The organism is Lunatimonas sp. (assembly GCF_020832325.1).
Taxonomy (GTDB): Bacteria; Bacteroidota; Bacteroidia; order Cytophagales; family Cyclobacteriaceae; genus Lunatimonas.
Genome location: NZ_JAFIEU010000037.1, coordinates 1 through 12,625, shown reverse-complemented (window position 1 = coordinate 12,625; position 12,625 = coordinate 1). Strand labels below are relative to the sequence as shown.

The following is a 12,625-nucleotide window of genomic DNA, read 5'->3' as shown; positions in this document are numbered from 1 at the left end:
TTAGGAAAATAGCTATAAACCAAAAATAACCATGGAACGGACGACGCAACTTGGCCTGTGGGTAGACTACGGGCAAGCAATTCTTATCGGTTACGCAGAAGGGGAAGTCAGGGAATTTGACCGAATCACCTCTTCTCTAGGCAAGGGACGCCGGGAGGAGGGTGAGGGAAACGATAGTACGCGTTTCACTCCGAACCACGAGCACGCCTCCAACAACGAATATCGGAAGCATCAGACCGAACAACAGGTAATTTCCGAATACCTAAAACAGTTGGAGCAGGAGTTGCTTCGCTATAAAGAGGTGCTGATCTTCGGTCCGGGTACTGCCAAGGAGCAACTGCGAAACCGCCTGAAGGACAACAAAGCCTTTCGCTCCACATGGGTGGCAGTGGAAAATGCTGACAAGATGACCCAGAATCAGTTGATGGCGTTTGTGCGGGACTTTTTTCGCAAAAATGAGCCGGTTTAAGCAGGATAGGTAGTTTTTTCGGTGTGGGGGTGGGTGCTGAGGTACAGAAGATTATCCCTCGGGTCTCAGAACTCGTTCGAAAAGGCTAAAATTTATTAGAGGCTGATTTTGTTTAAGTGCGTATTATTGATTTATATTTGCATCGCTTAAGCGAGCATATCTGATCTTTTTAGAGAGTTGGGTGAGTGGCTTAAACCAGCAGTTTGCTAAACTGTCGTACGTGTCAAAGCGTACCGGGGGTTCGAATCCCCCACTCTCTACTTTAAAATAAAAACCATCCCCGTAAATCAAATATTTGCGGGGATGGTTTTTTGAGGCAGTCACGAATAAGTCACGAGAATTACTCTGAATTTGTGTTTTTTTAAAATTATCCGGTCTTGGAACTACCTAGACGAGTTATATATGGCCATTACCTGTTGATAACATAGAATGGTAAGTTTGACGAGGCAAAGTTCCCGTTACCATCAAATGCATAAACATATAGTCTATATGCACCTTCATTTTTGGGTGTTTTGAATTCTATTTCGGCTTCAAAATCTTCCGGAAGCAGTTGTATCATATTGTACTGATAGGGATTGACTTCATAAAACTTAGATTCTTCTTCTCTTATTTCCCATCGAAAGGTAATAGGATCGTTTTCTCGATCTTCGACTATTGCTTCAGCGCTGTAACTGGAGTCTGCGGTTAAATAGGTATTCAGAGAAGGAACCTGACCATCCAGTAGTAATTGTTCAATCCTAGGTGCAAAGTTACCAGGCTCTTGTCCGGTCCAGGTCCATCTTAAAAATTGAACGGATTCGGATTCATATCCCTCTTCTGAAAATAAACTAAACCATGTTGGGGTAATTTCGAATTTGTTGCCCCAGTAAAAAGCGTAGGTTCCAATCAGGGCCAGAGAATCTTGGCTTATTAGTTCCCAATACTGATTTTGATATGCTGTTTTCAAAGAGTTGCTCATCTCCAAAGGTGCCCCCCATTCGGTATCCTGTACTTCCCAGTGTCCGGGTGGTCCCCACTCAGAAAGTATATAGGCCTTGCCCCATCCTTTATTGCCATAATTTTTATTACTGGCGTAAAATGGTACTATTTCACTGAACCCGTTATAGCCCAGTACGTCTATATGGGGCATTAGATACCTGGTACGACCAAAGGTCTGCATATTAATAGCCGTCATGGTAGGATGATCCGGGTCAACTTCTTTGACCATTTTGGCAATCCTATTTAGGATATAATAGACCAAATACCTTGGGCCACCCTTAAGGCTTACTTCATTTCCTACACCCCACATCAACAATGCAGGGTGATCTTTGTATTTCTCGATAGAAGGACGCAGTTCGTCAATTTTTCTATCCACAGCCCAGAGGTTCCAATAGTTAAAATCCTCTCCCCAATACGGAATGCCTACTTCAAGCCCCAAGGTAACCGTTAACCCATTTTTATGCGCCTCGTCTAGAATTTCCTCTGCGTTGTGCAGACTCCATGTTCGAATGGAATTACCTCCATAGGCAGCAAGTTTGTCAAGATGCTCCGTTCCGGCAGCGCCCTTTATTCGAAAAGGCACCCCCTCTCTGTACAAAACCGCACGCCCTTCTAGGTATTTTATTTCCACTTTAGGTTTTTTTTCAAAACTTTCGTTATTTTCGCAAGACACTATACTAACCGAAAGTAACAGCAGGAGGAGAGAGAAAAAAAGCCTCTCAGTGTAAGACTGATTTATCATTTTTAGTTACAAAATTTATCTGGTAGAGAAAAAGGGAAAATCGTACCGTGAAATTATCAAATCAAAATCAAAACTGCAAAAAAAATTAATAAATATAAAAATTTGTTCTTTAAAATAATTTTAATGTATTTTGCAACAAGTTTTTAGAAATATCTTTTAAGACTATGGGGAAGGATTTGGTTATTCAAAGGACACTTAATTTTGTGTCATTTGTGACGTTGGTGGTTTTTATATTAGGGTTTGTGTTGGAAGTGGGGATAGGGAATAAGGTACTTTACATACTTCTAACCATCTCCCTGATTTTCAAAGTAATTGAAGTGGTGTTCGAGTGGTACCACTTTTCTGCGCTTACTCCTCGAAAAAATTTGGATCCACCGCCGCGACCCCAGAGGCAATATTCGGTAGATATGTTAACCACAGCATGTCCGGGCGAACCCTTTGATATGATCGCCAGATCTTTGAAGGCTATGGTGGCTGTTAGGTATCCGCATACCAGCTACCTTTGTGATGAGGGGGACGATCCCAAGTTAAAAGCACTATGCGAAGAACTGGGGGTAATCCATGTGACGAGAGAAACGCATGAACATGCCAAAGCTGGCAATATAAATAATGCACTGAAACAGGCTACGGGTGAGCTTTGTGTGATCTTGGATCCAGACCATGCGCCATATCCTGAATTTCTCGATTATGTGGTGCACCATTTTGACGATCCGGAAATTGGGTATGTTCAGGTCGTTCAGGCCTACAAGAATCAGCCGGAGTCTTTGGTTGCACAGGCGGCCGCAGAACAAACGTACATGTATTATGGACCCTACATGGAGGCCATGAGTAAGTTCGGTACTGCCCAGGCTATTGGAGCGAATTGCACTTTCCGAAGAGAAGCCTTGGATTCGATTGGGGGACATGCTCCGGGTCTAACTGAAGATATGCATACTTCCATGTTGCTGCACGCGAAGGGGTGGAAGTCGTTGTATGTGCCTAAGATTCTCTCTTTAGGTTTGGTTCCGAGTAGTTTAGCCGCCTATTATCAACAGCAATTGAAGTGGAGTAGGGGCACCTTTGACCTTTGGGTAAATCTTTTACCCAAGTTGTTTTCTAAGTTTACTTGGAGACAGAAGATTCATTACCTGCTATTGCCCGTCTACTTTCTTTTTGGTGTAATCGGCATTATTGATGTGGTCGTGCCTGTTTATTCACTCGTCACTGGAGAGTATCCATGGCTGCTGAACCCAACCACCTTCTTTGCCTTTTTTACACCATTTCTCTTAATGAGCTTTGTGCAGCGCTTTTATGCGCAGAAATGGTTACATAAAAGAGATGAGAAGGGGATTCATATTCTTGGAGGAGTATTAAGAACTAGCACTTGGTGGGTATATACCCTTGGCTTTGTATATACCTTGTTTAACGTAAAGGTACCTTATATCCCCACGCCCAAGGAGCATTCCACAAAGGGGGATTTCGCGCTTGGATTGCCTAATTTGTTTTTTTCCTTGCTCTCATTTGGCGCGGTTTATTATGGATTAAAGGTCGATTGGCAACCCTACAGCATGTTGATGGCATTTTTTGCTTCCATAAATGGAGTGATCTTCTTTTTGGCTTTTATTTTAGGTCAGTCCGTGATGGTGAAGAGGGTACGGAAGGCTTGGTACAAGTTCAAAACCATGGTCTATATCGAAAAGGCCGAACTGACCTATGTGAAAGTAAGTAGGTATGCCATACCCATTGCTATCATCGTCCCATTGGTATTTTCGGTTTATTTTATATTAGATGCATCTAACTTTAAGCTAGAAAACCTTCGTGCTGAGAGGGGTTCTGCCCCGCTTGATAAAGAGCTGGGAGGCTTTTATTTGGGGATCTATCTTCCAGAATTCGTGGAGGCAAATGATAGGAAGCTGATCGTTGATACGGAAGAACAGGTAAACCGAAAATGGTCCATTATATCGACCTATTTATACTGGTCAGACGGGGCTTTACCTGTGGAACACTGGGAGGCCATCCTCGAACACGGGGCTATTCCTATGATCACATGGGAACCTTGGAGCAGTTATTTTGAGGGACTCAGCGACGTTGAAGATCTCGCAAATGAAAAGAAGGTATTTAAGTACATTGTTGAGGGGTACTTTGACGAATACATAGAAGCTACCGCTATTGCCATTCGGGATTTGGATGCTCCCGTATTTCTTCGGTTTGCGCATGAAGTTGATAACCCCATGTATCCTTGGTCAGCGACCGGTGGAAATACAGCTGAGGAATTTATGGAAGCCTGGAAGTATATTCATTACAAATTTGAGTTTGCTGGTGCCCAGAATGTAAGTTGGGTATTTACTCCTTGGTCGCCAGATGCGATTGAATCCTACTTCCCATATGGTTCGGATAGTTCCATATCAGAATTTGTGGATTGGATAGGGCTTACAGCATTGAATTATGGTGCTGCTGCTGCCGATGGGCAAGCGGTAGATTTCGATCAGATCTATCTACCCTATCAGGAAAAGATCCAAGCGTTATCGTTGGAATTACCGGTGATGCTTGCAGAGTTTGGGTCTACATCTTATGACACAGATGGAGTGGAGTGGGTAAATAACTCGCTTGCGGTCGTAAAGCAAAAGTATCCGGAAATAAGATCAGCGGTACTGTTTTACAGTGATGTGGATCGAAACTGGATCACAGATTGGAGACCAAGTGAACATAGTGAATTTATTGATTGGACTTACGAGCTTTCTTCGGTTTCTAATTCCTTTAAGCCTTTTCGTACAGTAGACCTGCCTGTATTAACCTCACCTGATTTTCACAGTGTACCCACTAAAAGTACTTCAATCATTGGGGAACCGGCCGACTTTACGTTTCTGGTCGACGGACAGCCGTTTTATATGAAGGGCGTGTGTTATAATACGGGACATGATTGGGAGGAGGGTTTTATACCCTTGAGCAGAAAACAGGTCGAAGGAGATTTTAAAAAAATGAAGACGATGGGTGCCAACATCATTCGAAGGTATGAGCCCAGTATTTACGATAGAAATATATTTAGGGAGGCCAATGAACAGGGCCTCAAGATAATGTATGGCTTTTGGTTTGATCCAAAGGTTGACTATGCAAATGATCTAAAGCGACTAGCCTCTTATGAGAGAAAAGTCCTGCAGTATGTGGAGAAGCATAAAAATGAACGCTCCATAGCTGCTTGGAATATCGGAAATGAAACCTGGGGTTTGTTGAAGAAGAAATATGGGCAGCCCTATCTCACAGTGGTCAGAAAAGGCTATGTGGATTTCTTGGAAAATCTTGCTCAAAAGATTCATGCAATTGACCCAGTCAGGCCGATATTTTCGTCAGAAGAGCATGACAATGTTAGACTTTTGGGTTCCATTTTTGATTTTAGGCAACGGGCACCATCGCTGGATGCATTGGGGGTAAATTCGTACTATGAAAGCAATATCAGTGTTTTGCATGATATTTTCGCGGAAATGGACCCTGATAGACCTTACGCGGTTACTGAATTCGGTCCAAAGGGCTATTGGAACCGAGAACTGGGGGATTTTTGGAGAGATAGCATTCTAATAGAACTTTCCTCGGTATCCAAGGGACAACTTTATAAAAGACAATGGACCAATTATATCGAACCCAACAAAGGCTCGAATTTGGGAGGATTTGCTTTCAGCTGGCAAGACAGGTTCGAAGGTACAGCAACCTGGTTTGGAATTACAGATTTCAAAGGAAATCCAAAGCCTGCTTACCATTACTTGGCAAGCGCATGGGGTGGAGTACCTTTGGACGAAGATAGTTTTCCAGACCTTTCGATTGTGGGACATTGGCAGGGTGCAAAACCCAAAGAAAAAATATGGTTGACAGCAGCAATTACAAATGGATATGAAGGTTCCTTAAATTATCACTGGGAAGTATATGAAGAGGAAACATGGAAGAGGTCTAGCCCGGTGGTTAATTCGTTGGGAGAAGACCAAAAATACGTGGAAATTAAAGTCCCGAAAAGGCCCTCCAGGATTTACGTACATGCTTCCGATTCTCTTGGCAATGTCATCACAGCATCCAGACCATTGATTATCTTAGACTAGGCAAAAGGAATAGGCAATATTTAGTCAAGGAATACCTAACGCTAGAATTGCTAGGGGCTGATTTCTGCATAAACCGTGTTGTTTTGAAATCATAACGGATACGTTCGAATATTAATTTCACATATGAAGCACATAGAATTGGCTGTATTTGACATGGCGGGGACTACCGTAGACGAAGACAACGTGGTCTACAAAACCGTCACGCAGGTAATCATAGACGAGGGTTTTCAGGTTACCCTAGAGGAGGTTTTGAAATTTGGCGCAGGAAAGGAAAAGCACCAAGCCATCAAGGATGTCTTAACGGCCTCTGCCCTAACTGCCGATGTAAATTCCGTCGCCGCACGAGCGTTCGAAAATTTTGTACCTAAACTTAAGGACGCATATAAAGTGTTGGAAGTGAAGACTTTTCCGGGAGTAAAGCAAGCCATTGATCAGCTTCGGTCAAACGGTATTTTTGTCGTATTAAATACTGGGTACGATAGAAATACAGCTTCGTCTTTGCTTTTTAAGTTAGGTTGGGAAATTGGCAAGGATATAGACGGATTGGTGACAAGTGACGATGTAGATCATGGTAGGCCCGCCCCGGATATGATTTTTAAAGCCATGGAATTAACGGGTTTGAATTCGCCCTCCAGCGTATTAAAAGCGGGAGATTCCTGTATCGATATTGAGGAAGGAAAAAATGCAAATTGCGGCCTTACAATTGGAGTTTTAACTGGGGCCCAAACCAGGGAACAGCTTTCTTTGGCAAGTCCGGACTATATTTTGGAAAGTTTAGCGGATTTGCCAAATATACTATTAAAGTAAAGTTTGGGGTTCGCTTCTACTTATGTCAAAATTGCATTCAGAAGTACATCTATTAAAAACAAATTAGGGCAAGCAGATCATGATTTACATGTTGCTTGCCCTTAATTTTTTACAATTTTTTGTATGACCGATGAGAAAACTACATATCAGATCTTTTAGAAGTATCGAATCAGTCTTACTTTTTTTCTTTGGTGTTTTGGAGCTGACATGGCCGCTCCTGTAACAAAAGAAAAAACGCATGCGTTTGTGGCGTTTGATTCACAAGAACTCCAATACTCTTCTTCAACGAATCCACCAATTGCTTCTCTGTTTTCGTACAAGATTCTCATTTCTTCCCGGCTAGGCATATACCAATCGTCGTATCCATTTACGTTAAAAAGGTCTGCCAATTTTGCTGCGACAGTTCCATCATTTAACTCGCTACATTGCGTTGGATTATTGTAGTAATCCGGCAAGTTGTCATGGAAAGCAATAACCAGTTCGGTATTGGTTTTACCTGTTCCCACACCAGTTGAGGTTCCGGTAACTGCAGTACCAAAGCAACCCCATTGTGATTCAAATACTTCTACCTCGGGTGAAACAATGATACCGTGTACCTCTCCTTCTACATATCCTGGATCTGATGATCTGAGTATGTACCCTACAGAACCTCCTTCTTTGGTTTCTCCAATTTCAGGAATTTCAAGTTCTATTTCAGCAATCCTTTCACAGCTGGCACCGATTACCACCAGTCCTAACAACAACACAAAAACTCCAAAGCGATTTAACATAGTTTATTTATTTTCAGTAAATATTAAATTTTCTTGTTTTTGACTAGGTGTTTTTTCGGATATTCCCGAAATGCCCAACATCCGATTACTATAATAGTCACCACAAAGATAACTAAAGAAACCAACTATTTGAAATATTTCGTTCTAGCCCAAGGGCTTAAATACATCCTGCCAATAAATATGCCAATTTTCAGTTTTCACCCATGTAACTACAGCCTTCAAAGATGGTTTGTGCAAAAGGCCTGTACAGATAAAATTTACCTGCTTGTGGGCAGCACGAGACCCGTACCCCGATGGCTATGGGGAGTGGTGTGAGAGCATCAACCTGAGCAATTTAGCTCAGGTCAGGCTACTCATTGTAGCCTTTGCTATTTTCTTATTAATGTCTATAAATCAAGTTAATCTCAGAAAGCTCCTGTCCGATTTGGTGTATTCCATACAATATTTTTTTCGTCTGTGTTTCAGATGGCTTTTTATGTCCCTGTACATATTGTGATAGAAGTGTTGGATTCATACCAATTTTGTCAGCAAGAAACTTTGCATTTAGGACTTTATAATATTGAAAAAATTGTTTAAAATCTATTTCAAATTTCAAGTTTTCTTGACTGATTAGAATGTTTTCTTCTTCAAAATTTAGATTTGCAGCTTCTAATGCATTAATCATTAATTCGGGAATAGTCTTTCCAGTGGTAAAAATTGGATATTCTTCGGAAAATGCAGAAAATCCTGTGTCAGTTTTCTCTATGATCAATATTATTTTTTTTCTTAAAAAATTCACATCAAACAGATTTATTAATCCAATATTTTTATTCCCGCGTCCTTTAAAATCTTTTTCTCTAAGCCTTTACACATTTCTTGACTGCCATGATTAGGGAAAATTATAATTCCCTTTTTTGGTCATGCTTTAGTTTTACATGTGAACCTTTGTACGATATTGGATACCAACCATCTTTAGTCAATATTCGGTATAGTTCAGAACATTTCATCAGAAGCATTTAAATATTAATCACGATGTAAGAGTAAATTATTATTTACCTAAATGCAAGTGTTTTTCAATTCATTTTTCTGGAAGTCTTCGTCCTGCATTGGCTACAACGGTTCGCAGCTACCGGAATGTGGCGATTTCGAAACACTTCACTGTCAACCAAGCACAAACTTTGATAGATAGAAGCACAAAGCTTGATTTAACCACTGAACCGCCACTTTTGGGTAGGTGCTGTGTGTGCCCGGCATGGGCATCTGGTATCGAAGATACCATAATATTCCAGAGGGTGTGCTGATTTCTCAGCATCCCTTATCCCGAAGATCGGGACAGGCTGTGCGGGGGTAACCCTGACCTTGTCAGGCAAGGCTGCCCCGAAGCGTTAGCCCCGCTAAGGCGGGATTTCCACTTCGTTCCAACAAGTCCCCTGTTTTTCACAGGGGTGGTTTGCCGTGAGAGGACCGAGCGCAAAGAAATCTTCCAGTGGAAGATTTTAGCGAGGGGCCAGGCTGTGGGGGAGGAACCCGAAAAAGGGGATGGGCAGTCGCCCAAATGCTAAGCATGCATGAACACCGCTGAAAAATAAACACGTAGTGAATAAAGCCCGAATATGATTACTACTATCACTTTGTCACGCCTAAGACGAAAGGGTTACGAATCTATGCTTTAAAGTGTATATGATTGTTTTTAATTGCCACAACTTGTCCCGGTTTATCGGGATTGAATCTCGCATCGTTGGTTAGGAGGTCTCCGAATGATGCTTCGGGATGCTCGATTTCCTATTACCTCAAATCGCAACCTACAATCCAGTGAACTGGGACTGAGCGTTAAGAAATAATCCGCCGAGGCGGATTATTTTAGCGAAGGGCCAGGACGTCGGGGAGGTACGAGACCCGTATCCCGATGGCTATCGGGAGTGGTATGAGAGGCGCACCTCGTCAGAGAAATCTGACGAGGCTGTCAACTCGATTGGGGGCAGTTTTTTTTTAAATTAGGTTTTCAACGAGGTTTCGTCCTTGTTCTGAAAATTTCAGACTATCTCCTTCAAACCAAATAATTCCGATTCCGCGGTCTTTGCAGACATAATCTTCAATCCAGTCTATTTCATCTGGTTTTTTAGGAAATACTAAACATAGAGAAACATCATAACCGATTTCTTCTTGATACCTAAATCGATATTCATAGAGTTGACTCACTCCCTTTCGCGTTTGAGACAGTAAATTTGTGTTGCTCATGCTCTTTACTTCGAACAGAAACTTACCATCTCCAGGAATTTGGGCGAATAAGTCAATATGATCATTTTCTAGTGGATCACAGCCTTTTGATTCCAAGTACTCTTCAAGTTGTTGTAAGATCAGCTTATGACTTAGATTGCTTTTTTGTCTTTTAATTCCTGTTAGTTCAGGATCAGTTCGAGTTTGAGGAGTGGAATATGTGGAATAGCTATCTTCATCTTGATTTCTTTTCCTAAAGGCATAGGTTAGTGGAACTGAAATGGGAACTGTAGTTTTTTCTGTTGGTGTCGTTAGGTCGGTTATGAGTTCAATAGAGGAACCTTGTAAAATACCTTCTTCCTTGGTAAGAGTATTCACCACATCTGAACTAAGTGAAACTATTCCATCAAAATATCTACCCCAAGTGCCATCTACTATGGGTTTCAAAAGGTCGTTTGAGTCTTCTGCGTCATCAAAGCCATTGAAAGAGAGATTAATGCTATTTATTGCGATGAGTCTTTCTGAAAGCTCATGAAAGTCAAGTGAGTTGATGGGGTTTCTAATTCTTACACCCGATTTTTCAGGAATAAGAAAGTCTGTATGTTTTAAAATGTGGAATCTGCTTTCAAATGGTTTTGGTGGACTAATTAGGTTGTTTGAAAAGTCCACCAATGATTGCTTTACTAATTCAAGTGATGGATTTGCGTGAATGTTGATCCGTGGGTCGTTTGCCAGCGCAAAGATTTCATCGTAAGTGAGTGAAATATTGAAAATTGATTCTTGATTTAAACTGCTTTTTGCTTGAATGCCCTTGCAAATAAGCCTAAATGGAGATAGATGAATACCGTTTTATATAAACTCCAAGGTTCTGTCTCTGGTATTTGCTTGGATCCTAACCTTATCTGAATCAGAGTAATAAGCCACCCCCATGCCATTGGGATATTGGAAAAGAATAAGTTGAAGAAGCATGAAGGCTGGAACATTTGGTTCCTCAGTAACAAGAAACTTCTTTGCTGTCTCGCTAAGTATAAAGTGCCATTTACTATTGATTAACTCCACACGGTATAAACCAAGATACGCAGGATAAGCACTTATCTCATCCCTGAATTTTGAAGGGTCTCGTGCGACTGTAGAAGCTCTAGGACTAATCCTTGAAAGCCTTTCTTCTAATTCTTGTCGATCAAAGGGTTGCCTGTCAAATTCTGAAAACACAAAGGCAAGATCAATCAACTTGTTCGCCCATGATTCACTTGATGAGTGAATTTTATGACTGAATAAGTCTCTCATTTCCATTTGACAAATATTCTATTTCTAACAAATGGAGTAAATCGTGATAAGATGCCACTAACTCAGATTTGAAAATGTGCCTTTTAATATGTTGGGCTAGCAAAGCGCCAAATAAAGGTGGTACAGCGTTTCCGACTTGACGTATTATATGACGGCCAGTTCCCGAAAATTCCCACCAATCTGGAAAAGTTTGAATCCTTGCACTTTCTCGCGGTGTAACTTCCCTTGATTGGAATGGGTGGACGTGACCTTTACCTCCCCCTTTGTCAGAACCAACAATAATTGTGTAGCTAGGTCTATTTGGGTCAAGTTTGTTAATTCTTGTGTGGTGGTCACGTTCTCCGTGCACAAGAGATCCATACCTGTCAATTATTCGTTGGCTATGCTTTCTGCCAACATGCCCATTAATTGGCGGCTCCTGTTTCCAATTTGTAATCGGTTCCGGCATATTTGAAAGCACTTCTCCAACTGTACGGAAGGCACCATGAGCATTAAATAAGCTTTTTGGACTAGTGTGGGTTGGTTCCATTTGTGGAATTTGATGACCGTCACTAGAGCCAATGAAGAATACTCGACGCCTAAATTGAGGAATCCCAAAATCTGCTACCTCATATTCATGTGCAGTTACCGCATATTTACCATTAATCGATAATGTCTCGAGTAAACTTGAGTAGAGTTCGCCACCATGAATGGTTTTTAAACCAGCCACATTCTCAAATAGAAAGCCCTTAGGGTTTAATTCCTTAATTAATCTGGTGTATTCGTAAATTAAGTTTCCCCGTGGATCTTCTAATCCTTTTCTTTTCCCAAATACGGAGAATGATTGACAAGGAGGCCCCCCAATTACGAAGTCAACTTTCTCTCCAGTTTTATTTACAATCTCTTTTCCTGTTAGTTTCCGGATATCGGCACATTCAACTATATGCTCATTCAGATATGGCTTTTTTGATTGATTGTTTCGAAGTGTTTGGCATGAATATGAATCAATATCTGATGAATATATCAGATTGTAACCGCTTGCCGAAAAACCTAAGTCAAGTCCACCCCCTCCAGAGAAAAGTCCAACGGTGTTTATCTCATTTTTCATGTCTGTAAAGATCGTTAATTTTCATTGTTTTCAAATTGCCCCCAACTACTGGCTAACCGCAACCCCTTGCGGTTAGCTGCCTTATGTACCCAGTGGGTTAGGCTTCTAAATTTAGCGAAATTCCGATTATAGGCAACTAGCTTTTTCATTTTAATACCTGTTAGCTATCCAGCAAATCACCTGGTGAAGTGATCTGACCTAGGTGGCGGCGACTGACGTGGGTGT

Annotated in this window: 9 protein-coding genes, 1 tRNA gene and 1 pseudogene; 4 read left to right on the top strand and 7 right to left on the bottom strand. The window is 41.4% G+C overall.

The window, feature by feature from the left end:
- The first annotated feature begins 31 nt into the window (after positions 1–31).
- Entirely contained in the window at positions 32–469 is a 438-nt protein-coding gene (locus tag JJU34_RS13120; RefSeq protein ID WP_228692834.1) for a hypothetical protein, read from the top strand.
- 171 nt (positions 470–640) lie between these two features.
- Positions 641–729, top strand: a tRNA-Ser gene (locus tag JJU34_RS13115).
- A 149-nt stretch (positions 730–878) separates the two neighbouring features.
- Here JJU34_RS13115 and JJU34_RS13110 read toward each other — a convergent pair.
- On the bottom strand, positions 879–2,078 hold the full coding sequence (locus JJU34_RS13110) for a glycoside hydrolase family 2 TIM barrel-domain containing protein (protein ID WP_228692833.1): 1,200 nt from the start codon (positions 2,076–2,078) through the stop codon (positions 879–881).
- A gap of 275 nt (positions 2,079–2,353) precedes the next feature.
- On the opposite strand from JJU34_RS13110, the gene JJU34_RS13105 reads away from it, so the two are divergent.
- Both JJU34_RS13105 and JJU34_RS13100 read left to right on the top strand, forming a co-directional pair.
- Positions 2,354–6,253 (top strand): glycosyltransferase, encoded by a 3,900-nt coding sequence (locus JJU34_RS13105; RefSeq protein WP_228692832.1) that lies wholly within the window; start codon positions 2,354–2,356, stop codon positions 6,251–6,253.
- Positions 6,254–6,376: 123 nt separating this feature from the next.
- On the top strand, positions 6,377–7,060 hold the full coding sequence (locus JJU34_RS13100; protein ID WP_228692831.1) for a phosphonatase-like hydrolase: 684 nt from the start codon (positions 6,377–6,379) through the stop codon (positions 7,058–7,060).
- A gap of 155 nt (positions 7,061–7,215) precedes the next feature.
- Here the strand turns inward: JJU34_RS13100 and JJU34_RS13095 are convergent, their stop codons facing one another.
- From JJU34_RS13095 to JJU34_RS13075, 6 genes and pseudogenes are all read right to left on the bottom strand, one after another.
- Positions 7,216–7,830 carry a DUF1566 domain-containing protein gene (locus JJU34_RS13095; protein ID WP_228692830.1) on the bottom strand — a complete coding sequence of 205 codons (615 nt, stop codon included), beginning with the start codon at positions 7,828–7,830 and terminating at the stop codon, positions 7,216–7,218.
- 379 nt (positions 7,831–8,209) lie between these two features.
- Entirely contained in the window at positions 8,210–8,608 is a 399-nt protein-coding gene (locus tag JJU34_RS13090) for a hypothetical protein (RefSeq protein ID WP_228692829.1), read from the bottom strand.
- Positions 8,609–8,622: 14 nt separating this feature from the next.
- Positions 8,623–8,816 (bottom strand): annotated as a pseudogene (locus JJU34_RS21725) (type II toxin-antitoxin system HicA family toxin).
- A 982-nt stretch (positions 8,817–9,798) separates the two neighbouring features.
- Complete coding sequence (locus JJU34_RS13085; RefSeq protein WP_228692828.1) at positions 9,799–10,695, bottom strand: hypothetical protein; 897 nt, start codon at positions 10,693–10,695, stop codon at positions 9,799–9,801.
- A gap of 180 nt (positions 10,696–10,875) precedes the next feature.
- The gene (locus JJU34_RS13080) at positions 10,876–11,319 is read right to left on the bottom strand and encodes a hypothetical protein (RefSeq protein WP_228692827.1); all 444 of its coding nucleotides are present in this window, start codon (positions 11,317–11,319) and stop codon (positions 10,876–10,878) included.
- Complete coding sequence (locus JJU34_RS13075) at positions 11,291–12,400, bottom strand: DNA cytosine methyltransferase (RefSeq protein WP_228692826.1); 1,110 nt, start codon at positions 12,398–12,400, stop codon at positions 11,291–11,293. Before JJU34_RS13075 ends, JJU34_RS13080 begins: the two co-directional genes overlap by 29 nt.
- Positions 12,401–12,625: the final 225 nt, after the last annotated feature.